This is a genomic window from Actinobaculum sp. 313 (genome assembly GCF_003073475.1).
In the GTDB taxonomy this organism is placed as follows: Bacteria; Actinomycetota; Actinomycetes; order Actinomycetales; family Actinomycetaceae; genus Asp313.
The window spans coordinates 1,244,997-1,271,644 of record NZ_CP029033.1; the positions used below are offsets into that span (position 1 = coordinate 1,244,997).

General features: G+C 61.3%; 20 protein-coding genes and 1 pseudogene. 12 read left to right on the plus strand and 9 right to left on the minus strand.

Features of this window, described 5'->3' with window-relative positions:
* Positions 1 to 190: 190 nt before the first annotated feature.
* From DDD63_RS05365 to deoD, 5 genes are all read right to left on the minus strand, one after another.
* A complete protein-coding gene (locus DDD63_RS05365; RefSeq protein WP_108715500.1) occupies positions 191 to 1,081 on the minus strand; it encodes a MetQ/NlpA family ABC transporter substrate-binding protein in 891 nt (296 codons plus the stop codon).
* Between the two features lie 92 nt (positions 1,082 to 1,173).
* Positions 1,174 to 1,884 carry a methionine ABC transporter permease gene (locus DDD63_RS05370; protein ID WP_108715501.1) on the minus strand — a complete coding sequence of 237 codons (711 nt, stop codon included), beginning with the start codon at positions 1,882 to 1,884 and terminating at the stop codon, positions 1,174 to 1,176.
* The gene (locus tag DDD63_RS05375; RefSeq protein ID WP_108715502.1) at positions 1,881 to 2,894 is read right to left on the minus strand and encodes an ATP-binding cassette domain-containing protein; all 1,014 of its coding nucleotides are present in this window, start codon (positions 2,892 to 2,894) and stop codon (positions 1,881 to 1,883) included. Before DDD63_RS05375 ends, DDD63_RS05370 begins: the two co-directional genes overlap by 4 nt.
* Positions 2,895 to 3,416: 522 nt before the next feature.
* Positions 3,417 to 4,106, minus strand: a complete 690-nt coding sequence (locus tag DDD63_RS05380; RefSeq protein WP_108715503.1) for a metal-dependent transcriptional regulator — start codon at positions 4,104 to 4,106, stop codon at positions 3,417 to 3,419.
* A gap of 4 nt (positions 4,107 to 4,110) precedes the next feature.
* Positions 4,111 to 4,818, minus strand: a complete 708-nt coding sequence (gene deoD / locus DDD63_RS05385; protein WP_108715504.1) for a purine-nucleoside phosphorylase — start codon at positions 4,816 to 4,818, stop codon at positions 4,111 to 4,113.
* Positions 4,819 to 5,168: 350 nt separating this feature from the next.
* Here deoD and DDD63_RS12445 point away from each other — a divergent pair, with 350 nt between their 5' ends.
* Genes DDD63_RS12445 through DDD63_RS05400 form a run of 3 tightly spaced genes read left to right on the plus strand, consistent with a single transcriptional unit; the run spans position 5,169 to position 7,240 of the window.
* The gene (locus DDD63_RS12445; protein ID WP_108715505.1) at positions 5,169 to 5,744 is read left to right on the plus strand and encodes a hypothetical protein; all 576 of its coding nucleotides are present in this window, start codon (positions 5,169 to 5,171) and stop codon (positions 5,742 to 5,744) included.
* Positions 5,741 to 6,508 (plus strand): HAD-IIB family hydrolase, encoded by a 768-nt coding sequence (locus DDD63_RS05395; protein ID WP_108715506.1) that lies wholly within the window; start codon positions 5,741 to 5,743, stop codon positions 6,506 to 6,508. Before DDD63_RS12445 ends, DDD63_RS05395 begins: the two co-directional genes overlap by 4 nt.
* 24 nt (positions 6,509 to 6,532) lie before the next feature.
* On the plus strand, positions 6,533 to 7,240 hold the full coding sequence (locus tag DDD63_RS05400; protein ID WP_108715507.1) for a vitamin K epoxide reductase family protein: 708 nt from the start codon (positions 6,533 to 6,535) through the stop codon (positions 7,238 to 7,240).
* A gap of 153 nt (positions 7,241 to 7,393) precedes the next feature.
* Here DDD63_RS05400 and DDD63_RS05405 read toward each other — a convergent pair whose 3' ends face one another.
* The 3 genes from DDD63_RS05405 to DDD63_RS05415 are packed head-to-tail and all read right to left on the minus strand — an operon-like array spanning position 7,394 to position 10,514.
* A complete protein-coding gene (locus tag DDD63_RS05405; protein ID WP_108715508.1) occupies positions 7,394 to 8,341 on the minus strand; it encodes an ABC transporter ATP-binding protein in 948 nt (315 codons plus the stop codon).
* Positions 8,338 to 9,468: an iron chelate uptake ABC transporter family permease subunit gene (locus tag DDD63_RS05410; protein WP_240611438.1), complete on the minus strand. Its 1,131-nt coding sequence runs from the start codon at positions 9,466 to 9,468 to the stop codon at positions 8,338 to 8,340. The genes DDD63_RS05405 and DDD63_RS05410 overlap by 4 nt, the downstream gene beginning before the upstream one ends.
* Positions 9,465 to 10,514 (minus strand): iron chelate uptake ABC transporter family permease subunit, encoded by a 1,050-nt coding sequence (locus DDD63_RS05415; RefSeq protein WP_205647341.1) that lies wholly within the window; start codon positions 10,512 to 10,514, stop codon positions 9,465 to 9,467. The genes DDD63_RS05410 and DDD63_RS05415 overlap by 4 nt, the downstream gene beginning before the upstream one ends.
* 192 nt (positions 10,515 to 10,706) lie before the next feature.
* Here DDD63_RS05415 and DDD63_RS05420 point away from each other — a divergent pair, with 192 nt between their 5' ends.
* Complete coding sequence (locus DDD63_RS05420; protein WP_240611439.1) at positions 10,707 to 11,729, plus strand: iron-siderophore ABC transporter substrate-binding protein; 1,023 nt, start codon at positions 10,707 to 10,709, stop codon at positions 11,727 to 11,729.
* A gap of 151 nt (positions 11,730 to 11,880) precedes the next feature.
* On the plus strand, positions 11,881 to 12,867 hold the full coding sequence (locus DDD63_RS05425) for a siderophore-interacting protein (RefSeq protein WP_164505465.1): 987 nt from the start codon (positions 11,881 to 11,883) through the stop codon (positions 12,865 to 12,867).
* An 87-nt stretch (positions 12,868 to 12,954) separates the two neighbouring features.
* On the opposite strand, the gene DDD63_RS05430 is transcribed toward DDD63_RS05425, so the two are convergent.
* Positions 12,955 to 13,395: an HIT family protein gene (locus DDD63_RS05430; protein WP_108715511.1), complete on the minus strand. Its 441-nt coding sequence runs from the start codon at positions 13,393 to 13,395 to the stop codon at positions 12,955 to 12,957.
* Between the two features lie 200 nt (positions 13,396 to 13,595).
* Between DDD63_RS05430 and DDD63_RS05435 the strand changes: the two are divergent.
* From DDD63_RS05435 to DDD63_RS05465, 7 genes and pseudogenes are all read left to right on the plus strand, one after another.
* Positions 13,596 to 16,528 (plus strand): annotated as a pseudogene (locus DDD63_RS05435) (class I tRNA ligase family protein).
* 1,112 nt (positions 16,529 to 17,640) lie between these two features.
* Positions 17,641 to 17,994, plus strand: coding sequence for a helix-hairpin-helix domain-containing protein (locus DDD63_RS05440; protein WP_346426245.1), 354 nt, complete (start codon positions 17,641 to 17,643; stop codon positions 17,992 to 17,994).
* 27 nt (positions 17,995 to 18,021) lie between these two features.
* On the plus strand, positions 18,022 to 20,427 hold the full coding sequence (locus tag DDD63_RS05445; RefSeq protein ID WP_108715513.1) for a ComEC/Rec2 family competence protein: 2,406 nt from the start codon (positions 18,022 to 18,024) through the stop codon (positions 20,425 to 20,427).
* A gap of 72 nt (positions 20,428 to 20,499) precedes the next feature.
* A complete protein-coding gene (gene holA, locus DDD63_RS05450) occupies positions 20,500 to 21,498 on the plus strand; it encodes a DNA polymerase III subunit delta (protein ID WP_108716665.1) in 999 nt (332 codons plus the stop codon).
* Positions 21,499 to 21,808: 310 nt separating this feature from the next.
* A complete protein-coding gene (locus DDD63_RS05455; RefSeq protein ID WP_108715514.1) occupies positions 21,809 to 23,338 on the plus strand; it encodes a Re/Si-specific NAD(P)(+) transhydrogenase subunit alpha in 1,530 nt (509 codons plus the stop codon).
* 4 nt (positions 23,339 to 23,342) lie between these two features.
* A complete protein-coding gene (gene pntB / locus DDD63_RS05460) occupies positions 23,343 to 24,791 on the plus strand; it encodes a Re/Si-specific NAD(P)(+) transhydrogenase subunit beta (protein ID WP_108715515.1) in 1,449 nt (482 codons plus the stop codon).
* A 493-nt stretch (positions 24,792 to 25,284) separates the two neighbouring features.
* Entirely contained in the window at positions 25,285 to 26,589 is a 1,305-nt protein-coding gene (locus DDD63_RS05465) for a hypothetical protein (protein ID WP_108715516.1), read from the plus strand.
* Positions 26,590 to 26,648 lie beyond the last annotated feature (59 nt).

Here is a 26,648-nt window from a genome sequence, read left to right on the forward strand (position 1 = left end):
TGGGGCAGTCAGGCGTGCCGCCTGGGCCTCGTGCGGCAATGGTCGTTGTGTACGGAACCGTCGGCGCGGTGCGCGTCCCCCGCTTTGCACCGCTGCCGGGAGCGGCGGCTGTGAACGTAAAGGTGGGTGAGAGCCTATGCGCTCCCACCCACCCGGATGTTGTAACAAGCCGTCTTAGAGACTCCTAGAGCTAGAAGGCGGGGATAACCTCGCCATTGGGCCAAGTCTCCTCGATGTACTGTGCGACCTCATCGGAATGCAGAAGCTCGTCCAGCTTCTGAACCGCTGCCTTGGTCTGGTCATCGGTATTGGCATTCCACGCCAAGATATTCGCGTACGGGTTGTCAGCACCGGCCTCCAGGTACAAAGCGTCTGTGGAGGGCTCGAGACCATTTTGCAGGGCGTAGTTGCCGTTGACGATTCCGATATCGTAATCGGGTAGAAGCTTCGGCACCGACGGCGCATCGGCTTCCTTGAACTGCAGATTCTTCGGGTTGGAGGCCAGATCGTAGATCGTTGGCGACTCAACATCCTCCAGTTCAATCAGATCGTTGTCCACCAGCAGCTGGAGGGCACGGGCTTGGTTGGACGGATCGTTGGTGATAACCACAGTGGCACCATCCTTGAGGTCCTTCAGGTCGGTTATCTTCTCGGAGTAGATTCCATACGGTTCGATATGGATGCCATCACCGTGCTCGAAGTCGTAGCCCTCGTCCGCCTCTTGGGCCTCCAGATAGGGCAGATGCTGGAAGTAATTGGCATCGATATCGCCATTGTTCAAGGCTACGTTCGGCTGCACGTAATCCTGGTACTCCACCACTTCGATGTTAATCCCGGCATCGGCAGCGAGATTCTCCTGCACATAGTCAAGGATCAACTTATGCGGGGTAGGGGAGGCTCCAACGGTGATGGTGACGGGGCCATCTGCGGTGGAGTCGGCAGCGGTGGTATTGCCAGAAGTGCTGGTAGATGTATCGCTGGACTCATTCGTTCGCTCGTTGGAATCGTTCGAGGAGCCGCAACCGGTGAGAGCCAGTGCTCCTACACCGAGAATAGCGGCAAAGGATCGAATGCGTTTCATGGGTCTTCTCTTTCCAAAGATGTTGTGATTGCGTGTTATTTCAGATATGTGCAGTGATGCTGTGGCTTCGTGGGTTCCCGGCTGGCAGTGCCTCAGCGGTGATCTACCAGCCGGCTGAGCATGTCACCACACATCTGGACAATGGCAACAATGGCCACGATGACGATGACCACAATGGTGACAACATCGACATTGGAGTTGTAGTAGCCCTGGTTGACCGCGAGAGAGCCAAGGCCCCCGCCTCCGATCGATCCGGCCATGGCGGAGTATCCGATCAGGGTGATGATGAGGATCGTGACGGACTGGATTAGCGCCGGCATGGCTTCACGCACCAGTACCCCGCCCAAGATACGCATGCGCGAGGCACCCATCATGAGTGCGGCCTCAACCTTGCCGGACTCCACGCCGGAGAGATTCGATTCAACGAGGCGGGCAAAATACGGAATTGCCGAAACCGCCAGTGGCACTGCGGCGCCGCGCCAACCGGAAGACGTTTGCACGATGAAGCGTGTGACGGGAATCATCCAGAACATGAGGATGATGAAGGGAATCGCGCGTCCCAGGTTCACGGCGAGCCCGAGGACTTGGTTGACGGGCCGGTTGGGAAGCAGTCCATGAGGTCGTGTGGCCGTGAGGATAACTCCGAGTAAGAGGCCGATGACGATGGATACAAGAGCTGAAGTGGAGACCATCAGGAGGGTCTCCTTCACGGCGCTTCCGAGCTGTTGTTGGATTGCCGGACTGTTGAACCAGGTGCGGTCATTATCCGCAGCGATGACGGCGAGATGGGCAAGGTAACTCATAACACCGCCACCTCCTGCTGCAGAACTGCGCTGACACCTGGTAGCTCTTGGAGCGAGGCGATTGCCCGTCGAGCCTCCGCCGTCGGCACGGTCAAAGACAGCCGGGCGACCTGTGTTGCACCGATAGTTTCGAACACTCCGGCGCCGATGTCTGCCCCGAGTGTGGCGGCATGAGTCATCACACGCGATCCGGTCGGTTCGCCGGGGTGAGAAGTGAAGGAGACGTCAATTACCGCCTGACCGTCGACTGGGTCGACCGCTGGAGGTGGAATGATCCGCAGCCCCAGTGGCGAGTTAACGTCAGCGACAATGTCGGCGACGGATCCCGATTCCACCACACGGCCGTGATCCAGTAGCGTCACCGAATCGCATATGCGCCGCACAACGGACATTTCATGCGTAATGATGAGGACCGTCACGCCATACTGATCACGAACCGACTTGAGCAGGTCGAGGATTTGGTTCGTTGTCTCCGTATCCAGCGCCGAGGTCGGCTCATCGCACAGGAGTACCGAAGGGGAGTCCGCCATGGCGCGTGCGATGCCGACACGCTGGCGCTGGCCTCCGGAAAGCTGGGATGGGAAGGAACTGGCACGGTCTGTAAGCCCCACCAGCGCGAGCATCTCTTCCACGCGCTCGCGGATAGCGGCGCGTGACTGCCACTGGGAAGACGCGGAGGTTATTTTCAGCGGGTAGGCAATATTCCCGGCGGCGGTGCGTGAATCAAGCAGGTTACCGCCTTGGAACACCATACCGATGGAACGCCGCACATCGCGTAGAGCGGTGGGTGCCAGAGTGGTCAGGTCGATGTCATTGAACAGGATGCGGCCGGATGTGGGCCGTTCCAGTGCCGTGAGGCAGCGAATCAGGGTGGACTTGCCGGCTCCGGATTCTCCGACGATGGCGTGGATATCGCCGTCCGGCACGGTCAGAGAAATGCCATCAAGCGCCATGACGTCGTCCTGTCCGCGGCGCGGATAGACTTTCACGACGTCTTGAAACTCGATCATATTCCCTCCATCGATCGTGGCGGAAGCACCCGTCGAGCGGGTTGCTGCAGTGTCGTTGAGCCACGTCTCTCAGCTGCTCTTGATGAACGGCTACTAGAAAACCACGATGACGGGGTGTTGCGCAACACGGGCCACGTTGTGAGCAGAAATTGCGCGATGAGCGAAGGTGTGACCCGTATTTCGGGCACCCGTCTGCGCAGTGCCGCGGCGCGGGGGAGGCGGGAAAGCAGGGTCGGTCGAGGCACCCACTTGGTCGACGACGGTCGGAGCCGCAGGTTCTCCGGACCGTAGCCGAGCAGGGCGGCGTTTGTGAGGAAGAAGGTGTCGGAGGCCCCTGTCATGATGGAGGCATGAACATTGACTGTGTCTGGCTGGAGCGCGACAACGCCATACTTGGCAGGCCGCAGGCGATATATGCCTGTGAGCTGCGATTCATGCCTTTCCGTTGCTGGGTCTTCGTGTGAGCACTACGCGGCTCCGGCGTCATGCGGTACAGGTCTTGCGGCAGGGGCACCTGCAGGATCAGTGCGCGGCGTCGCGGTCAACCGCAACCAGGACAACCTGTGCGGCGTTCAAAGCTACGTCGAACTCCCGGTCGGAAACCGTCACCCGAACAATTCCGACCCCGCGCCGTACCCCGGTCACGCGCAGTCGCGTGCCGGGGACGACTCCAAGTTCATCGAGGTAGACGAGCACGTCGGAATCGGTGTCTGAGACTCGCTCGACTCTGCCGCCCTCCCCGACGGCCAGATCGCACAAAGGTATCTGTTCGTCGGGCGCGGCGACGGCGTCAGGAATCTCACCACTGGGCAGGGGAATGATATCGCCGTGTGGATCACGTTGCGGATGCCCGAGCGCCGCATCCAGACGCTCGATGAAAAGGTCGGAGACGGCGTGCTCCAACTGTTCTGCTTCGGCGTTGACCTCGTCCCAGGAGTAGCCGAACAGTTGCACGAGGCCTGTCTCCAGCACCCGGTGGATTCGCACCATGCGGGCAGCCTGCTTTCGCCCTTCATCCGTTAACGAGATGGCTCCATACGGTGCATGCCGCACGAGGCCCCGGGAAACAAGTCGGCTCACGCCTTCCGAGACCGTTGACGGAGATAGACCGAGTGCGCGGGCCAACTCTCCCGAGGTGGCGGGGTGATCCTGCCACTCCTCGAGCTTCCAAATGGCCCGGAGATAATCCTCGTTAGACGCCGTAAGACCCATGAAATCAGCTCAGAGCTGCGGCGACAGCGAGAGACAACGCGGTCTGGAACTTCGTTTCGCGATCTTCTGCGCTCATATCCTTGGAGGGATCAAGCAGATGATCGGAGACCGTCAGGACCGCCAGTGCCTCCTTGTGAAGCTGGGCAGCCAGCCCGTAAAGCGCCGCCGCCTCCATCTCGACGCCGAGTGTGCCCAGTTCCGCCAGGCGCTGCACTTGCTCGGGAGGATTGTCGTAGAAGCGGTCGCGGGAGACAACGGGGGCGACCTTGACGCTGGCGTCGTCGCCAGCGGCGTCGACGGCTGCCTTCAGCAGGTTCCACGATGCAGTGGCGGAAAAGTGGATTCCCGGGCAGAGGGCGTCATTGAGCGAGGAATCCGTATGCGCGCCGATTGCGACGACGACGTCGCCGGGCTCAACATCCGGAGAAAGTCCGCCGCAGGTGCCGACGCGGATAATGCGCTCAACACCGAAGAAACGGTAGAGCTCCGTGGCGTAAATGGATAAAGATGGCTGTCCCATCCCGGAGGCCATAATCGATAGCGGCTTGCCTTGGTAGGTACCGGTGTAGCCTCCTATGCCGCGCACATCCGTCACTTTACGGGCGTCGGGCATAAGCTGCGCGGCCATGCGCTCGGCGCGGCGGGGATCGCCTGGCATGAGGACAGCGGGGGCGAAATCCCCGGGTTCGGCGGAAATATGCGGCGTGGACATGTTTCTCCTCTCGGCTGGTGGCCGTGATCAAGCGACGCGAGCCCGGTGCTCGCGCCGTTCAGCAACACACTGATATGACGACCAGTGTAATGGAGGCCACGCACAGAAGGGGAACGCGCGGATGAGTTCGTGTGGCCGATGCTGCTAGGGTAAGGACGGTCGCTTTGCTGCGGCAGCGTCTAGCGCGGGTCATTGAAAGCCGTGAAGACTCTCACAACAGCATCCAAATTGTTGTCAAATCGGCTCAAAGTACGGGATGCTCGGCAGGAGGATTCGCAATTCGCGCGGGAATGCCGTGAGAATAAGGCGGACACAGGAATACGCGCTCGCGTATCCGGAAAGGAAAAGTAATGTCTCAGCCGTCCACCCCGGAAAATCAGCAGAATAACCCCCAGGCATACACCGACCAGCAGTATGCACAGGGGTACCAGAACCAGGCGTGGGCCCCGTCCGCTTACTCCGCTCCGGCGGCCGGCCAGCCGGGCGCCGATCCGAACATTTACGGTCAGCCGCAGCCCGGCTACGACCAGGGGTATGCCTACGGCCAGCCTGCTTATGGCGTTGCCGCTCCGCAGCCGACTCGTAGCACTGGTGGCTTCGCTGGCCTGTTCTCCACGAACTTCAAGGTGCGAGTCTCCAGCTCGATTGCCGGGATTGTGCAGCTATTCGCCTTGATTGCTGGCGGCATCGTCGTCGTAAAAGAACTGTTCACCTTCATTCGGGTTGCAACCAACGACGGCGCAGTGTATGGAGGGGCGAGCGCTCTCGCCATTTTGGAGGAGCTGTTCCAGTTCGCCTACGTCTTGGGAGTGGTTGTGGTCGCGCTCGGACTCGTCCGCGCCATTCTGGAAATCGCCGTGAAGGCGGACCAGGACGCCACCAAGGTTGAAGCTGAAGCCGCGCAGGCATCACAACCGCAGGCATGAGCCAACTGTACTCGCTGGTCGCTTTCGACCTAGACGATACACTTGCTCCCTCAAAGTCGCCGCTACCCGATCGGATGGCGGCGGCTTTGCGTGGACTGCTTGATGTGACGCAGGTCTGCGTCATCTCCGGTGGTCAGTTCGGACAATTCGAATCGCAGGTGCTCGCACATCTGGACGCCGGCGAACAGCAGCTCGGCGCACTGCATCTCATGCCCACGTGCGGCACCCGCTACCTTGTGCACCGCGATGGACGGTGGCAGACGGTGTATGCCCGTGATCTGAGCAACGAGGAACGCGCAGAGGCTCGGGCCGCCGTTGAGGAAGAGGCCCGGCGGCTTGGACTATGGGAAGAACACACCTGGGGTCCTATTTTGGAAGACCGTGGTTCGCAGATCACCTTCTCCGCTCTCGGCCAGCAGGCGCCTCTGGAAGCGAAGAAGGCATGGGATCCCGATGGCGGCAAAAAGGAGCGGCTGCGCGCCGCCGTCGCCGAACGTCTGCCCGGTCTGGAGGTACGTTCCGGTGGGTCTACCTCAGTGGACATCACCAGGCGGGGCGTCGATAAGGCATACGGGATCGCCGAACTTTCACGGCATACCGGTATTCCCATCGAAGATATGCTGTTCGTTGGAGACAGGCTCGACGAAGGCGGCAATGACTTCCCCGTGATCCGCCTGGGGATTCCCACCCACGCGGTCACGGACTGGGAAGATACCGCGGCATTTGTGGAAGGCTATGTAGCTGCAGCGCACACTACCGTGTGATAACTGCGGAACTTGGAGGCTGTTGTGTCTAGTGGCGACGAACGCACGGGCGACGGCGTGCTTGCGCAGATGAGCGACGCTGAAGTGGAGGGTTACCTGACCGGGCTGCAGCGGCGGAAGCAGGCGTTGCCCACCGCGGAGCAGGAGGATGGCGGGGCAACGCGCGGATTCGCGCTTCTCATGCTTACCGCTGGAATATTCGGCATGTACGCCTCGGTTTTGCTTAGCCGCACCGAGAAGCAGCATCTGCTGGACCCGGCGTCGCAACTGGCCTGCGATATCAACCCGTTGATCGGCTGCGGTAGCTTCCTGGACTCGCCGCAAAACCAACTCTTCTTCGGGATTTCCAACGCGGTATACGGGCTAGCCTTCTTCGCCGGTATTGTCGCTCTGGCACTCGTTCTGCTGTCGGGCGGGCGCCTCGGCAGGTGGCTTTGGCAGGCTCTTTGCCTAGCGATGGTTCTCGCTGCCGCGTGGCTCGTATGGTTTCAGTACCAGTCCTTCGTGGTAGAGAGAGCGCTCTGCCCATATTGCCTGCTTACCTGGTTCGCTACCATTCCGTTGATCGTGCACACATGGGCCAGGTCCGTGCAGGCGGGTCATGTACCCGCTCCCGATGCACTCCGCCGTTTCTTGGTCCACGGCCGGTGGTACATCACCATCGGCGTTTACCTAGTGATCGTCTTGATCGCGGTTGTACGCTTCTGGGACCAGTGGGCGATGGTGTTCTAAACGTCGTTCGGCGGAGGCGTGACCCTGCCCCGATGGGCTCAGTGGTCTTCCAAGTTCTGTGCAAACCGGATTATCTGTATTATTCCCATGTCCCGGCGGTCGCGTCCAAAAGGTCCATCGCACGCGCGACTTGGTGCGTACAGTCTTGACCGGTCACCGCCTCGGTACCACCAGTGGTCCGCCGGTGACCGGGTCTTCGATGACAACGCAACTGAGGCCGAAGACGGCCTCAATGCGCTCCGGCGTCATAACCGCGCGCGGGTTTCCCTCGGCAACCACGGCTCCTTCCTTCATAACGATCAGATGCGACGCATACCGAGCGGCCTGATTCAGATCATGCAGTACGGCAACGAGGGTCGTTCCGTCTCTATTCAGGCGGGTGAACAACTCCAACAATTCCACTTGGTGGCCGATGTCCAGATACGTCGTCGGTTCATCAAGAAGGAGCAGGGGAGTCTCTTGCGCCAAGGCCATGGCAGCCCACACGCGCTGGCGTTGGCCACCGGAGAGTTCGCCCACGGCGCGCTCGGCGAGTTCCTCCACGTTCGTTGCCCGCATAGCGCGCTGCACCGCCGCAGCGTCGTCGCGCGTACTCTGGCGAAACACGCCCTGGTGTGGGTAGCGACCGCGCGCCACAAGATCGGCTACGGTGATCCCTTCGGGTGCGATGGCGCTTTGCGGTAGAAGTCCGATGCGCCGCGCCAGCGCCTTGGGTTTGAGCCCGGCGATTGATCTGCCATCGAGGTATACCGCGCCCTGGTCGGGCCGCAGCAGTCGAACAAGACCGCGCAGCAGTGTTGACTTGCCACAACCATTGGGCCCGATGATAACGGTGAAGGAGCCATCGGGAATCTCCACGTTGAGGTCGCGGGCGACGATGCGGCCGTCGTACCCCAGGCTCAGCTGCTCCGTGCGCAGGCGCCCGGTAGGAGCGGTTTCCGATGTGCGCGGTGCCGCGTGAGGGGAAAGTGGTGCAGTGGGAGGCGCCGCAGCGGCAGGCGAGGGAACGGAGGAATTCGAACGCGACGCTGCCGCATTAGCGGAGCGTGGTGTGGGTGGCCGTCCATTGAGATGATCACCATGGTCCGGAGAGATCGTCATGCGCGCGACTCCATTATCAAAAGAACGAAAAGGTACATTCCGCCGAAGATCACGGTGATCATGCCGGCAGGAAGTGGATTACCACCGATGTGCTGAGCGATGACATCGGCCCCCAGCAACAATAGTGAGCCGAGTAGGGCCGAGTGAAGCAGGGGAATGCCCGGAAGCCCGGCTAATCGTTTGGCGATCTGCGGCGCGGCAAGGGCCACGAAGGCGATAGGGCCGGCGGCAGCGGTGACCAATGCTGCGAGCAGCACGCCCAGGCCCAGGATGGCGAGGCGTGCCCGCTCCACACGCAGCCCGTGGGCAGCGGCGGCGTCGTCGCCCAATTCCAACTGCCGCAGCGGGCGCCGCGCCGCCGCAATAAGCGGTGCGGTCAAGGCGACAGCCAGCACAGCTGGGACCACGTCACCCCAGGTCGTGAGGCTCAGTGTGCCCGTTCCCCAAATGGCCGCTCCCATGGCGACTTCGTCCCGTGCACGCAAGATCAGCCAGGAATTCACCCCAGAGAGTGCTGCGGTGACTCCGATTCCTACGATGACGAGCCGGAATCCCTGCACTCCGCGCCGATAGGCGAGTAGATAGACGACGATGGCGGTTACGAAGCCGCCGAGCAAAGCCCCGGCCGTCGTCGAGGCGAGAACCGATGCTCCCAGATTTGAGGCCGCTAAGGTGGAACCGGGCAACACCAGGCGCACGGCAAGCACACCGGTATACGCTCCCGTTGAAAAGCCGATGATATCCGGCGAACCAAGCGGATTGCGGGTCAGGGTTTGGAAGAGGGCGCCCGAAATGCCCAAGCAGGCACCGAAGACGATGGCGGCAACGATACGCGGCAGGCGCCACTGCAGGACAACCGTTGAATCGAAACCCGCCCGGCCGGTCAGCGCCCGCAGAACCTCTCCGACGGATAGCGGGTAGTCACCCAGGCAGAGCGCGATGACCGCGACCGCCACCAGCAGCACAGCAACGGCGACGACGCACAGGCGTGATCGTAACGCCACGCGTGGGCGCCGCGAGTACGCCGCCTTAGCATGTGCGGCGGGGTGCGGTGGGCGATGCATCGAACTCGCCGACGTTGCGGGCTGGGAATCGGAAGCGTCAATCCGCGGGTACCTCACCGTCATAGTGCCAGCGCCTTTCTGCGTCGCACCAAGGCCACGAGCACCGGGCCGCCGAGGAAGGAGAGGACGATTCCCACTGGCATTTCTCCGGGGGAGACAGCGATTCGGGCGGCAATATCGGCAAAAATGGTGATAATCGGTCCCCATATCAGACAACATGCTATGATCCACCGTTGATCCTGCCCGGTGAGCCACCGGGCTACATGAGGCACCATGAGGCCGACAAATGAAATGGGGCCGACGAGTGCGGTGGCGCCGCCGGCGAGGAAGGTAATCGCCGCCACCGCCAGAAGGCGGGTACGCCACACGGAGGTGCCCAAGGCTGATGCCATTTCTTCGCCCAGTGCCAGGGCATTAAGTGACTTTCCGAGTACGAGAGCGATAACTGCGCCGGTGAGCATGATAAGTACAACCGGCAGGCAGGAGGTGAGGTTCCGATCAACGAATGTGCCGACTTCCCACACCTTGATGGTGTTGAAGGTGCGCGGGCTAGCGATGCGCAGCCCGGAGACGATTCCGGACAGAACGGCTCCGAGTGCTACTCCGGCAAGGAGTAGGCGAACCGGATCGACACTGCCGCGCGCCGCTCCACCCACCAATGCCACAGCCAGTGTGGCAGCCAAAGCACCGGCGAGGGCGAACCATACATATAGCGACGGCCGAGTGATTCCCAGCAGGCCTACTGCCAGTGCCACAGCGAATGAAGAACCGGAGGTCACCCCGAGGATGCCGGGATCGGCCAGCGGGTTGCGGGTGAGAGTCTGGATGAGCGCTCCCGCGACGGCAAGGGCGCCGCCAACGAGAATTGTCAGAGCGGTTCGCGGCACGCGCAGTTCCAATATTGCATGGGCGTCGGCGCGGGGCACTTCATCACCGAAAAGAGCCGCGATTACGGTGGCAGGTGGTACAGGCCTGCTGCCGATCACCAAGGAGGCCAGTGCGGCGACGGCGAGAATTGCAAGGCCACCGACAAGTGCGAAGACGCGGCGGTTACGCAGCGTCGCCGCATTGCTGGTAGAGAATGGTGATCGATGCATCTGCAGTCCCATCGTCTCCTTTCCACATGCGACACTAGTATTGCGGCTGCGATTAGGGTAGCCTAACTGGATGGGATGGTGTTGGAAATGGACGACATCGTTCGCCCTCGGCACCAACCGCTAGCCGCGACACACGTTCGCCGGGCCGTGGCGGCACAGGCGAACTGACAGCATATTGACGCATAACCGAAGGGAACCACAAACGTGAAGAGACCAAGAATTCGTCGTGTTATGGCCGTGGCCGCCGCTGTTGCGTTGGCTCTGGTCGGCTGCGGTAACGATGACGCACAGGACACGACGTCGTCGAACTCGGCAGCGAATACGGACGTGAGTGTGCAGTCCGACGCATTTCCGGCAACAATCGAAACGAAGTTCGGTGAGGTCACCGTTGAAGAGATGCCCGAGCGTGTGGTTGCGCTCGGCTGGGGTGATGCGGAAGTTGCACTCGCCTTCGATGTGCAACCGGTGGGTGCTGCCGATTGGCTTGCATTCGGCGGAGACGGCGTCGGCCCGTGGGCCGAGGGCCTCTACAACGAGTCCCCGCAGATCCTCGGTACACTCGAACTCTCCTACGAGGAAGTTGCCGCCCTCGAACCGGATCTCATTTTGGACGTGCGCAGTTCGGGCGACGAGGAGCGCTACGAGAGATTGTCCTCCATTGCCCCGACGATCGGTGTCAGCAAGGACGGCGACAATTACCTGACCTCTTCCGCGGATCAGGTCCGCATGATCGGGGCGGCCCTCGGCCAGCCGGAGAAGGCGGAGGAGTTGCTTGAGGAAGTTGACGAGGCCTTCGCGGCGGCGCGCAGTGAGTACCCGCACTGGGATGGCAAAACCGTTACGGTTGCCACACGCACGTCGGAGGGATGGGGCGCCTACCTCGACGACGCACGTGTGCATTTCATGGAGAACCTCGGATTCGCACAGAACCCGCAGATCGACGCCCTGGCATCGACGTCGGAGAACGGCTGGTCGGTTTCCGTCTCCAGTGAACAACTCGACCTCTTCGATGCCGACCTCATTGTCGCCTTCCCGATCTATATCGACAGTTCGGAGATTACCGGAGATGCGGGTTGGCAGGCGATTCCTGCGGTGGAGGACGGCCGTGTACTTGTTATTGAGGATGAGCTCTCCAGCGCCTATTCGCTGGGCACCCCAGCGGCGACCCTCTACGCGATTGAACAGATGGCGCCATTGATCGACCAGGCGACGGAAGGCAACGACTGATAGTCGGTGGCCGCTCCGCCACTTGCGGAAGCACGGACAGTGCAAGTGCTGAAGGTAAGGAGAACCACAAGTGCCGAAAGTACGGAGAATCAAGCGCGTAGAGCTTAGAGCATTCGGATAGCAGATCGTCGGCATGCAGGAAGGAGGCGGAATGCGCCAAGAACTATCATCCACACGGCCTATAAGGCCGACGCGTGCTTCGGTGCAGCTGCTGCGCGTAGCGGACAGCAGGCGTATTTCGCCCACCTTCCAGCGGCTCTCTTTCGCTCCGCACGAGGAGAGCTTCAATGAAGAGTTCGACTTCTTGGGTTTTGACCAGTGGTTTCGATTCTTCTTCTGGCCGCCGCTGCAAGAGAGAATGGAGCGCCGCGCGCAGACCGTCGGGCCGGTGGCGGGCAAACGCGGATCGGTTCGCGCGGACAGTCCTGCCATTCCCGCCTATAGCGCGAATGCCCGGGCAGGCAGAGGCAGTACCGCCTACGGGCCGCGTCGGCCCGGTCTGCCGCCTTTACCCTGGGGAGCCGCAGATGGGTGGTATCAGCGCTACCGCGCTCTGCCGGCGAAGAATCGGCCGACGGTGCGCAATTACACCATTCGTGATGCTCGCCGTATATCCGGCACCTGGTATATCGATGTGGACTTCGCGATCCACCGCGCCCCTGACGGTCAGATTGAAGGGCGAGCTGCACGATGGGCGCGCCGAGCACAACGCGGTGAACTGGTGGGATTCCTCGACCAGGGCCGCATCTTTCGTTTCGATGGCGCCAAGGGACCGCTTCTTTTGGTCTCCGATGAGACGGGCCTACCCGGAATTGAGGGGATAGCGCGTTCGCTGCACGCGGGCGGTCACGTACCCGAAACCACGGCGATTATCGAGGTGCCAACCAGTGAAGATCGACGTGACATTTGGCTCGACGACGTGCTGTGGACAACGCGTCCTCGTGGGCAGGAAGTGGGCCAGAGCCTTCTCGCCCTACTAGACCATATGCCCCTGAGCGGGTTCGAAGGAGCGTACATCGTCGGGGAAGCGTCCTTTGCACTGGCCGTGCGCAACCGTTGCCTAGACGCGGGAATGCCGCGCGAGAATATTGACTTTTGCGGCTACTGGCGCAAGGCCCAGTCGGCTGACTTCGAATAGAGAATCTGCTTGAATGGAGGATCAGCCCAGCCGGAGCAAGACGCACGACCCAGATACCGGAGCAAACACGCACAACCGGAATGAGCGTCAGGTAAGCGAATGGATACTGGCAGGCACGAACTCGCCACAGCCGGTCTCCCGTAGCCCACCGCGCACGCGCTCCACCCCTGCATCCAGCTCCTCGCCGGATAGACCGTGCCGGGCGCGAGCGAATTGGATATCGGCTTCCGACAGCGCCGGGATCACATGCAGGTGCACGTGGGGCACTTCCAACCCGGCAATAATGACCATGGCGCGGGTTCCGGGAAATGCCTGTTCTTGGGCGCGGCCAATCCGCTGCGCGACAACGGCCAAATGGGAGAATGTCTTATCCGGCAGTTCCGTGAAGCGCGATACCTCCTGCCGGGGAACAACGAGCATGTGCCCATCGGCAATCGGCTCGTGGGTGCCGAACACTGCACAGACCTCATCGGCGTAAGCGAAACGGCCGGGGATATTTCCGGCGATGATCTCCGTAAACACACTCATATGTTGATCCTAGACCGTGGGCGCACTTACGCAACACGGGTTGTCCAGGCTGATCGCGTTGTGGTGTGGTGCGTTCGATGACGGGTACGAACAGCGACGGGCGATTCGCCTGGCATGAGTATGAGCAATCTAGCTGGAACGCAGGCGGGGTGGCGGGCCGTAGTGCGCTAGTCTTTTCTAGTACCGATTGAAGGAGAGTAATGAGCGTACAGGCCGATAGTGCCGAGAATACCCCGTTTCGCTATACCGCACGGCTGGCCAACGATATCGAAGAGCGCTGGCAGGAGCGGTGGGATAGCGCGGGCACCTTCCACGCGGCGAATCCCGTCGGTAAACTGGCCGACGGCGAGGTTCCGGCCGAGAAATTTTTCATTCTCGACATGTTCCCGTACCCTTCGGGCCGTGGACTACACGTCGGCCACCCCTTGGGTTACATCGCCACCGACACCGTGGCGCGCTACCAGCGCATGAAGGGTAAGAACGTTCTCTACACGATGGGCTACGACGCCTTTGGCCTTCCGGCGGAGCAGTATGCGGTGCAGACGGGGCAGCATCCACGCATCACCACCGAGCAGAACGTGGCAAACATGCGGCGACAGCTGCACCGAATTGGTCTGTCGCATGACACACGCCGTTCTTTCGCTACCATCGATGAAGATTACGTGCGCTGGACACAGTGGATTTTCCTGCAGATATTCAACTCCTGGTTCGATCCGCAGGCCGAGCGCCGCGACGGACGTGGAAAGGGAGCCGCTCGTCCCATTTCGGAGTTATGGGAGAAGCTGGCCGTTGGCGACGTCGCCGTGCCGGATGGGCGCGATTGGTCCACGCTGACGAAGGCCGAACGGCTAAAAGTGCTCGATTCCTTCCGGCTCGCTTACGTCTCCGAGGCGCCCGTCAATTGGTGTCCGGGCTTGGGAACGGTGCTGGCGAATGAGGAGGTCACTGCTGAAGGCCGATCAGAGCGTGGCAACTTCCCCGTCTTCAAGCGAAACCTGCGGCAGTGGATGATGCGCATCACCGCTTACGCCGACCGTTTGGTCGATGATCTTGACACCATCGACTGGCCGGAAAAAGTGCGCCTCATGCAGCGCAACTGGATCGGTCGCTCCGATGGTGCAACCGTGCGTTTCGAGGTTCCCGGCACGGATTCGAGTGGTCTGGAGGTATACACCACGCGCCCGGATACGCTTTTCGGCGCAACTTTCATGGTGGTGGCACCGGAACATCCGATTCTCGGTGGTTCGATGCCGGGTGCCTCCGACGACGCCGCGAAGCTCGCTGTGCCGAACAGTTGGCCGGAGGGCACCCGCCAGGCGTGGACTGCGGGGTCCGCAAGTCCGGTTGAAGCCGTGGCCGCATATCGCGCCCAGGCCGCTTCCAAATCCGAAGTGGAGCGGGCCGACGAGGGCCGGTCGAAGACGGGAGTCTTCTCCGGGCTGTTCGGTATCAATCCGGTTAATGGAAAGCCGATTCCGATCTTCGTGGCGGACTACGTGCTGATGGGATACGGTACCGGCGCAATCATGGCGGTACCGGCGCACGATCAACGCGATTGGGACTTCGCGCATGCCTACGACCTTGACATCATCCGCACCATCGGCCCGGCCGACGATCCGTACGGTCCGGACCTGGATGAAGGCGCCTACGTGGACGACGGCGTCGCCGTTGATTCCGCCAATGAAGACATCAGCCTGAACGGGCTGGACAAGGATGCCGCGAAGGCCACAATGACGGCGTGGTTGGAGTCGATCGGGAAAGGCTCCGCCACGGTTACCTACCGCCTGCGTGACTGGCTGTTCTCCCGCCAGCGGTACTGGGGTGAGCCGTTCCCGGTGGTGTGGGACGATGAGGGGAACGTGCACGCGCTCCCGGAATCCGCGCTGCCGGTCGAGCTGCCGGAAGTCACCGACTATTCGCCGCGTACCTACGACGCCGACGATGCCGACTCCATGCCGGAGCCGCCGTTGGGACGTGCTCACGAATGGACGGAGATTGAGCTGGACCTCGGCGACGGCGTGAAGACCTATCACCGCGATACGAATACGATGCCGCAGTGGGCGGGATCGTGCTGGTACGAGTTGCGCTATCTCGATCCGGACAACGACGAGGCCTTTTGCGCCCCGGAGAACGAGAAGTACTGGATGGGACCGCGACGGGAGGCGGGTAACACCTCTGGCGGGCGGATCTCTATGTTGGTGGTGTGGAGCATGCCGTGCTGCATCTGCTCTACGCGCGTTTCTGGCACAAGGTACTATTCGACCTCGGTTATGTCAGTTCATCCGAGCCCTTCCACAAGCTGTTTAACCAGGGTTATGTGCAGGCGTATGCCTATACCGACTCGCGTGGCCAGTATGTTCCGGCCGACGAAGTCGAGGAGACCGTCTGCGACGACGGCGAGCCGTGCTTCACCTGGCAGGGGCAGCCGGTCAACCGCGAATACGGCAAGATGGGCAAGTCCCTGAAGAACGTTGTTACGCCGGATGCGATGTGTGAGGAATATGGAGCGGACACATTCCGCCTGTATGAAATGTCGATGGGACCACTCGATATGTCGCGACCGTGGGAAACGCGCGCCGTCGTCGGCTCCCAGCGCTTCCTGCAGCGGCTGTGGCGTAACGTAATCGACGAGGAGACCGGAGAGGTTACTGTAGGTGAGGAGGAGCCCGCAGCCGAGACGGCCCGTCTGCTGGCGCGTACCATCGCCGATGTGACCGCTGAGTACGACGGTATGCGCATCAACACGGCGATTGCGAAGATGATTGTGCTGAACAATCATCTGACGGGGCTCGCTACGGTACCGCGGGTGGCAGCGGAGGCCCTGGTGCTGATGCTGGCACCGGTGGCGCCTCATATCGCTGAGGAACTGTGGGCTCGGTTGGGGCATGGGGAATCCTTGGCGCGTGAGCCATTCCCGGTGGTGACGGACGAGTCGTTGCTGGTTGACGATACGGTCATCTGCGTCGTTCAGGTCAAGGGCAAGGTCCGTGATCGCCTCGAGGTTCCGGCAGACATCGCCGAGGATGAGCTTGAGAAACTCGCTCTCGCATCCGAAAAGGTGCAGAAGTACCTCGACGGCGCACCGCGCAAGATGATTATCCGCGCGCCGAAGCTGGTCAATATCGTCCCGTAACGGGAGCACGCGGCGCTCTTACGGGCGATCTCGTTGGTTGAAGGGCGAATCGGGGCAGGCCGGTCACACCCGGCCCGCCTGAGGATCGTCCCCGTGCTCGGGGTGAGGCGCAGGCCGCCGCAAGAAGGGCGGCCGCCCGGGTGCGTCGGTGGACTTGCTCTGGACGCCACGGGTGACATGCCGACCACGCGGGCTGCCGCCTAGTGCGTCTTGTTCTCGTCGTCACCGGTGACATGCCAACCACGCAGAGTGCCCCGAAGTGTGGCGGTGGGCCTCCCACGAGGGCCCTGATATCTCCACAGGCTGCGTTGTGTCGTTCTGATCCACAGGAGTGTGCGCGGGCCTCGCCCAGTAGAAGGCGGGACGGCAAGATCGACGTATGCGACAGCCACCTCCTCGATCAATTGTTCCCCCTCGGCTCCCACGCCGAGGGTATTCCGCCGACGGCGAGGTACGGTACTCCGCCGATGCGAGCGGTGCGTCTTCTCGCGCACGGGATCCGTCCTCGCGCGGCGATGAGCACCCGCATCCGGGGACTTCAGCACATCTGAGGTGCCGGATACGGATGCAGCTAGGCAGTGGAATGCGGTGTCGGAGCACGGCGAGGAATGGTTGGAGCCATCTGAACCGGGCCTGCCGAGGCGGCGGGGGCGGCACAGCGCTGCCAGCGCGCCAAGGCAGAATGCTCGCCCAGTCTCCGGCCCAGACCGCGGCGCACAGCGCAGCCTGGCCAGCCTAGCACTTGCATCCGGGACGGGTGAGGGCATTGCCGCACTGGCCGAGGGCCGCAGCAGGCCCCGCTGGAGGCTTGAAGGGGCGGCGTTACGCGCCCTGGTGGTCGCCCTGCTACTCGCTCTTCTCGGCACTGTGGCATGGTTGTCATCCCAGCAGCCTTCTACCTCCGCAACTGGTACCGGAGCATTACCGCAGGTGAGCACATCGGCAGGGGGTGGGCCATCGCCTGCGATGGTCGCACCTCCTGCGTCCACGCCGCAGTCCTCTGGCAACTTCACAACTGGTTCCGACCAGTCCGTTGTGCATATCTCGGGTGCCGTGACAAGCCCCGGGTCTACACGGTGCCGACCAATTCGCGCGTAAACGACGTCGTCCAAATGGCCGGCGGGATGACACAGGATGCGGACCAAGCGGCCATCAACCTGGCGGCGCCGATCAGGGACGGGGACCACGTACATATTGCCGCCGTCGGAGAGACGTCTGTTCCGGCTGCGGGTGGTTCCGGGGAACAGATACAGTCCGGGCAGGCGGGTGGGTCCGGTCTGGTCAATATCAACACGGCCACTGCGTCTGAGTTGCAGGAATTGCCGGGGATTGGCCCGGTGCTGGCCGATGCGATTGTGGCATGGAGGGAAGAAAACGGCGGTTTCTCGGCCCCGGAGGAACTCATGGAGGTTTCGGGAATCGGCCAAGCCACCTTTGAGAAGTTACGTGATCACGTGGTGGTGTGAAGGAAATGGTCGAGAAGGTGGCGCAGCATGTGCCCGTTATGCACCATCGCTGCGGCGCATAGCTCTTACGCGGAGGCGCCAGGTGCGCAGAAACGGCGGCTCCCCATGCAGGATCTGCGGCTTGTACCGATTGCGGTCGGCGCCTTGGCAGGTGCGCTGTGCGGCCTGCGCCTTCCGCTTTCCAGCGGTGCCGCGCGAGCCGCATTGGCCCTTATCGCGGTGCTTGGACTTGTGGCCATAGTGGCCACAAAAGGTGCGGCACGAAGCGAGATCTCCACCGGAAGAGCCTGCATCACCGTCGTGTTGCTCACCGTAGCGGTGACCAGTACATCCTGGATCATCAGCGCTTATCGCGCCGAGCTCGCCCACCCGGCAATTGTGGTTCGTGCAGCCCAGGAGCATCGGAGAGTAAGTATCGAAGGGACCATCGCGAGCCGCGTCTCATCCGCAACCGGCCCCTGGGACGACGGCGAATGCACCGCGGATGTCAGCCTGAAACGGGTCACCATTCGCTCCATAGTGTACCCCGTCTCCGAACAGGCCCGTGTGGTGGTTATCGGAGTGCCATGCGAGGCGATGACTGGTCAAGATCTGCGAGCGGTAGGGCCGCTCTCAACGGTCGAGGGGACTCGACGGCAGGTGGCGCGCCTACGTTCTTCGGACGCGGTGCTCAGCGGTGAGGGGCGTATGCGCGAAGCATTCGCACTGCGCGTCAAGGCAGCATTGGGCGATCTTCTGGCGGACAAGCCGACGCCGGTGCGCCAACTCGTGCCCGGCGTGGTGCTCGGCGACCGAGCACAGATGAACGCCAGTTTGCGTGACGCTATGCAAGTTGTCCAACTATCGCATCTCACGGCCGTCTCCGGTGCGCATGTTGCCGTCATAACCGGCACCTTTATCGCAATTCTCGGGAGGAGGAGGGCCGTCCTCAGCGCGGTTCTCAGCATGTTGGCGTTGTGTGGCCTCGTGATCCTGGTCGGAGGTCAGGCATCAGTGGTTCGCGCCGCACTGATGTCCGCACTCATATTTGTGGCGCTGGCGCTGGAGCGCCCTGCACAGGCTGTGGCAGCACTGTGCGTCTCCGTGATAGTTGGGGTACTTCTCAATCCGTGGTTGGCGACGAGCTACGGATTTCTCTTGTCGACAAGCGCGACGGCCGGCATTGTACTGGCGGGCAGTCCATTGGCCGCGTGGTTGGCCGAGCGCATACCGCGCCTGGTAGCGGAGGCAATCGCCATTCCACTGACCGCGCAACTGGCATGCCTGCCGGTCCTTCTTCTATTTGCCGACAGCGGGTCGATATGGGGCGTTGTCGCGAACTGCCTGGTGGCGCCGGTTGTAGCGCCGCTGACGATCAGTGGAATGGCGTCGGCCCTGCTCGCCGTCTTCGTTCCCGCGCTGGCCTCACTGATCCTGCTTCCGGCGCAGATGGCGAGTTGGTGGATCTGGCAGATTGCTACCTGCCTGGCCGGGTGGCCAGGCTCGGGTGTTCCACTGTGGATGGCGAGCCTCGGCAGCGTCCTGATAGTGGCTGGAGTGATGGGCTTAGTTCTCATCCTGCGGGGTGATTGGTGCGGGCGCCGTGGAGGAGGAGGTTCGCGTGTCGCCCTGGCAGTGGTAGTTCTGGGGGCTCTCGCGATCTGCATCCTAGTCGGTCAGCGGCGTACCCCCGGTGGGATTCCGTCCGATTGGACCGTCGTGCAGTGCGATGTGGGCCAAGGGTCGGGGCTTATAGCACGCAGTCACGGCAGGACACTCATGATTGATGTCGGACCTGAGACTGACGCAGCTGCGCAGTGTCTCAAGCAAGCCGACGTCGAACATCTTGATCTGCTGGTGCTGTCACACGCCCACAGTGATCATATCGGCGGGTTAGCGGCAGTACTCGACCAGGCCGAAGTTGAACAGGTATGGGTGTCGCCCAATACCGAACCCGCTGCGAATAGTGCGTGGGCGTTGCGGCAGTTGGAAGAAGCGGGAGTGCCGGTGTACACGGCCTCTGCCGGGACGCAATTGGAAGGAACGGATGGCATGGTGGCAGCCGCTGTGCTGTGGCCGCGTACGACGCGAGGAGGTGGGGAAGAGGCAGCCAACCACCAGTCGATTGCACTCTGGATCGACGCGGTGGGTGGAGTGCTTGTTCTCTCGGACATGGACGAGTCCGCGCAGTCGACTCTAGCGAGGGACGCACCCGTGGTGACAACGGTTGTCGTTGCCCACCACGGTAGCGCCGACCAGTCGGCGCGTTTAGCTGATGTGCTCTCTGCACGTCTGGCGTTGGTGTCGGTGGGGGAGAACAGTTATGGGCACCCATCGCAGCGAGTTCTTGAACTCTACGCGGAAAGCGACATTTATAGCACCAAAGACTGCGGAACGATCACGCTGGATGCCCGCGGTGGTGTTAGCTCGGCCTGTAGTGCGCCGATCGGCTGAGCGCATCCGGCCTGGCCACCTTTGGAATCGACGCGTCGTGCCGTGGCGGAGGTTCGTGGGATACTTGCATACATGGCAGCACGTGCACGCCGCCCGAGTGGGCCACGCTGGGACCAGTTAGAGCTGGCACCGGTTGTTTTACTGACCGTGGGAGAACCAGCTCTTGGGGATCGCGCCCTCGCGCGTTTGAGTGCATTGGCACGCGCCCGAACTCCTAGTGTCGAGATCACGAAACTCGACGCGGCGGCATACGAGGCGGGGGCGCTGGCGCAACTGACGAGCCCGTCACTATTCGGCGAGGATCGGATGATCGTGGTCCCGAATATGGAGAAGATGTCCGACGCCTTCTCGGCAGATGCCTTGAATTACCTCGACTCACCGGAGCCCGACGTCGTTCTGGTTGTACGACACAACGGGGGCAACCGCGGTAGGAAGCTGCTCACCGCGATCACGGCCGGAGGTTTTCAACACAGCGATATTCCGCAGGTAAAGAACGATGCGGAGAAAGCCGAACTGGTGCGTAGTGAGGCTCGGCGGGCGCGTCGTCGTATGACCGAAGGTGCGGCACACGATCTCGTCGATGCACTCGGACGAGATATCCGCGAGCTTCTCGCGGCGGTTACGCAGCTCTTGGAAGATATCGACGGCACGATTGACGAGACCGCGGTGCACGAATACTACCGCGGCCGAATCGAGGCCACGCCCTTCGCCGTGGCAGATGCCGTTGTCGCCGGTCAACACGGGCACGCCATCGCGCTCGCTCGGCATGCGATGGTTACTGGCACCGCTCCGGTTCCAATTGTTGCCGCGATCACCACGAAACTCCGCTCCATGGCCCTGGTCCTCGCAATGCGCGGGCAGGCGCGCCCCGGCGAGGTGCGGCTAGCACCCTGGCAAATCGATAGGGCAAAAAAGGATTTGCGCGGGTGGAGCGGTGAGGCCCTCGCGCAAGCAATCCTCGTTGTGGCACAGGCTGATGCGGAAGTAAAAGGAGCTTCGCGTGATGCCGCATTCGCGCTAGAGCGCGCAATCTTGCGGATTGGGGAGGCACGGCGAAACTCAGCACGATGACTCGTGGCGGATTCTGCGGGTCTCGATCTTTACTCTGATCGGAAGTCAGAGAACTGCCCTGTTTTCCGATGGCCAACGGTGCGAACACCAGCGGAGAAAACGGGGTGAATAATATCAGAAGCGTTGTCGACGTTTTGTCACAGGCGCATTGACGCAGCACTGTGGGTTGCCCGTGCTCATAGTGTGTTCCATAGGCGGCAATCCGGTAGGAATGCTGCTTATGTGGGACCTAAAGACTAAGATTGAGGCATGTGGGATTCACGACACCGTCGACATGATTCCACGCATAGAGGAATAACGAGGAGGCAAGGTGCAAATAGGAGTGCCGAAGGAGCCCAGCGAAGGGCAGACTCTCGTCGCCGCCAGCCCCGATACCGTTGGTAAGCTCATCAAATTGGGTTACCAGGTCTGCGTTGAGACGGGCGCCGGTGTGGCGGCGAGTTATCTCGACCAGCAGTATCAGGCGGTCGGAGCAGAGATCGTTGATCGAGATCGTGCCTGGGCTGCGGATATTGTGACATGTCTCGACGCGCCGCCAGACGGCGAGTTGGCGCTGATGCGAGAGGGAGCAACACTGATCGCCCGCCTGGATCCTGGCTCCCATCCGGAGCGTCTGGAGAAGTTCAGCCAGCGGGGCATCACAGCTCTCTCAATCGACGCGGTTCCCCGCATTTCGCGCGCGCAATCGATGGACGTGCGATCATCAATGGCGAATATCGGCGGCTACCGTGCCGTTATCGAGGCCGCGAATCGATTCGGGCGGTTGTTCACCGGTCAGGTGACGGCTGCCGGCAAGGTTCCGCCCGCCACCGTGTACGTGATCGGCGTGGGAGTTGCCGGGTTGTCGGCAATTGGGACGGCTAACTCGCTCGGTGCCATCGTCAAGGCCACGGACGTGCGGCCGGAAACTGCTGAGCAGGTCCATTCGATGGGTGGAGAATTCGTCGCAATTCCAGTTCAACAGGAATCAACCGACGGTTATGCGAAGGCGATGACTGCGGACCAGGAACAACTCGCCATGAAGGTGTACGCCGAGCAAGCCGCCTCCTCGGATATTGTCATCACCACTGCAGCGATCCCCGGTCGCGCGGCGCCGCGCCTGCTGACGGCACAGGCTATCGCCGCGATGAAGCCCGGCTCGGTGATCGTGGATATGGCTGCCTCCTCCGGTGGGAACTGTGAGCTCACCGTGCCGGGGGAAGTGGTGCAAACAGACAATGGTGTGACCATCATTGGCTACCTGGATCTGCCACGGCGACTTCCCGGGCAGGCCTCTCAGCTCTACGGCCAGAACATCGTGAACTTCTTCAAGTTGGCGACCCCGCAACGCGATGGTCAGCTCACCTTGGACGAGGACGACGTCGTCGTCCGCTCGATGACGGTGACGCTCAACGGTCATATCATGTGGCCACCGCCTCCGGTTAAGGTATCGGCGGCGCCGCCGCCCACTCCGAAGCAGGAAGAAGTGGCCGCCCCCGAACCGGAGCCAGAGAAACCGGCATGGCGAAGGTGGTGGTGGCGGATCGCTGCCGCCGCCGTGCTCGTGTGGCTGATTCTCACTGCTCCATTTGGTATGCGCAGCCACTTCATTGTGTTCGCCTTGGCGATAGTGGTCGGGTTCTATGTGATTACTAATGTCACGCATTCGCTGCACACCCCGCTGATGTCCGTGACCAACGCGATTTCCGGCATTATTGTCGTCGGTGCGATCCAGCAAATCGGATCGAGCAGTGCGGCGATTACAGTGCTTGCCTTCATCGCCATGTCGGTTGCGTTTATCAATGTGTTCGGTGGTTTCACGGTGACACACCGCATGCTCAAGATGTTCAGGAGGAGCTGAGATAATGTACTCGAACTCAATTCTGACAGTGGGATACGTAAGCGATGCTGCCGGTCGCTTCGATGCGTTGGCATCTATTGTTGCCGCACTCCTCTTCATCCTCGCGCTGGCGGGCCTGTCGCGGCAGACCACCGCGCAGCGCGGCAATATCCTTGGCATCGTTGGTATGGTGCTTGCGCTGATTGCCACGATCTGGGTGGCGATTGACATCAGTGGCGGCAACCAGACCAGGGCTATTCTCCTTATTATTGCGGCGATGCTGATCGGCGCAGCCATTGGGGTATGGCGGGCCGTCAAGGTTGAGATGACGGGTATGCCGGAACTGATCGCCATGCTCCACTCCTTCGTGGGTCTGGCCGCCGTCATAGTCGGCTACAACTCCTTCCTGGAAACCCCCGGGTCAGACGCTCCCACAAATGCCTTCCATATGGGTGAGGTCGGCTTAGCGGTTTTCATCGGAGCGGTGACCTTCACAGGTTCGATTGTTGCCTTCCTGAAGCTGTCCGCGAAGATATCGTCACGGCCATTGACTCTTCCGGGCCGCAACATCCTTAATCTGTGCGCGGTAATCGCTTCGCTGGCGTTGATCATTTGGCTTGCCCACACACGCTCGGTCGGTTCCGGCCTTATTCCGCTGATTATTCTGACCATAGTGGCGTTGCTTCTCGGGGCACATCTGGTGTTGGCTATCGGTGGCGGCGATATGCCGGTTGTCATTTCAATGTTGAACTCGTACTCGGGGTGGGCAGCTGCGATGGCCGGCTTCACGCTCGAGAACGATCTGCTCATCATCACCGGTGCCTTGGTCGGATCCTCGGGTGCGTATCTCTCCTACATCATGTGCCAAGCGATGAATCGCTCCTTCGTTTCGGTTATCCTCGGCGGCTTCGGCTCCACGGGTGCTCCCGCAGCCGAGCATGATTACGGCGAGCATCGAGAGACGACGGCGGCCGATGCGGCCCAGCTGCTCAAGGACGCCTCGTCTGTGATTATCACCCCTGGCTATGGCATGGCCGTGGCACATGCGCAGTACCCGGTGGCAGATCTCACCGCCAGGCTGCGCGCCGCAGGGGTCGACGTTCGCTTCGGTATCCACCCCGTAGCCGGGCGTCTTCCTGGGCATATGAATGTGCTGCTGGCGGAGGCGAAGGTTCCTTACGACATTGTTCTGGAGCTCGATGAGATCAACGACGACTTCGCGGATACAGACGTCGTTCTGGTGATTGGTGCGAATGACACCGTGAACCCGGCGGCTGCCGAAGAGCCGGGTTCGCCCATCGCGGGCATGCCGGTGCTGCATGTCTGGGAGGCCCGCAACGTCATCGTGTTCAAGCGTTCGATGGGCAATGCCGGATATGCGGGTGTGCAAAACCCGCTGTTCTTCCGCGAGAACACGCAGATGCTGCTAGGTGATGCGAAGAATACGGTGGAGGAGATCATCTCTGTTCTCTAGATTTATACCCCGATGTGTCGCGAAGCTCTGCTGTCTTGCTTGCTTCGGATGCTCGTAGTGACGGATGCCTCGCAGTTGTGGACTGTGGGGCATCCGTTGTTACAGCGTGCTTCTGGTGAATAACGCGGCGGTGGCGGGCACGGATTATCTTTCGCCCGAAGCCGCACAATCTCCGGATTTTCCTCTCCTTTCCGGGTAATTCACGGAGACCTGCCGAAAACTCGGAGAGAATAGAGCGGCGCAGCAAGCGGCAGTACTAGCGCCATCCGCAGTCGGGAGTTGACCGCCATTGGTCCCCTGACCGCAGCAAGGTTAGCACTTTCACACGTCACAAGTCCCACGAGATTGATAATCGTTCTCAGCTTCGGATATGCTTGGTGAGCTGGTTCGCACGAGGCTGGATTCGTGCGGCAGAGGGTATACATCGAAGATTGATCGCTGCCGCCCGCAGCAGACAGAATGGGAGGCCGCGATCTTAGGAAGGAAGAGCCATATGACTAGGCGTTATCGTCGCGCGCTGCCATGCGTCGTGGCTGCGCTATTCGCCTTGGGAGCCTGCACCTCAGCTAATCCAGGCGCGAATGCCACGGGCAGTAACACAGCGATGACAGATGCCGACCACGATCATGACCACGATCACGACCACGACAGTGATGCGGACGTCACGGAAATCGGGGGAGCCCGGGCACGCATTGCGCTTTCATACGAGGGTGGGCTGATGGTCGTTGACACCTCCGACTCCTCAGTTGTGGCGGATCTGCCGATAGACGGGTACAGTCGGCTCAATGCGGCAGGAGACGGGCGGAATGTACTGGTATCCACGACGGGCGGTTGGGCAGTGCTAGACGCGGGTACATTCACGGTGCCGCATGGGGACCATACGCACTCCTTCATTACGGATCCCGTACTTACTGATGTGGTTATCAAGGGCAAGGAACCCGGACATGTGGTGTATCACGCCGGACGCACCTCGGCCTGGGCGGATGGAGACGGTAAGGGCACGTTCTTCGAGACTGAATCGCTTACCGGTGTGGATGAGACTGACGAACTCGCTGGGGTGTGGGAGTACGAAGCTGCCGCACCACATCATGGCGTCGCAGTTCCACTCGGTGACAAGACAGCGTTGGTCTCGGTCGGAACTGAAGAAGGCCGTACGGGTGCACAGTACGTTGTTGACGGCAAGGTGAGTGCTGAAAGCAGCGAGTGCCCGGGACTGCACGGAGCTGAAGGACTGGATGATGGCGCCGTTGCCGGTTGTGAGAACGGCGCGCTGATTCTGCGCGATGGCACTTTCTCAAAGGCAACAGCTCCCGATGAGTACGGCCGTATTGGCAATCTACGGACCACCGAAGGGTCGCCGATTGCGGTGGGCGACTACAAGACTGATCCGGAGGGCGGCATTGGCCTGAAGCAGATTTCTCTCATTAATACCACTGATGCAACATTGCGGACCGTTGATACCGGCTCCACATACACGTGGCGTGGCCTCGCGCGCGGTTTCGACGGTTCAGCCCTTGTAATGGGAACTGACGGCGCACTGCGTGTGATCAATGCCGAGACGGGTGAAATCACGCGGACAATTCCCGTTATCGACGAGTGGCAGGTGCCAGAGGACTGGCATGCTGCACACCCCGCTATCGCGGAACATGAAGGTTTCGTTTATGTGACCGACCCGGCGACGAATACGCTGCACACAGTGGACTACACCAAGGGTGAGGTGGTCTCGAGTACCAAGCTGCCCAAGGCACCTATCGAAATTGCCGTTGCCACCGGAGAAGCTCCGGAGGAGGCACGGTAAATTTCGCCTCTGATGCGCGATACAGAAGGGGGACGACAAGCGGTCGTCCCCTTCGTAAT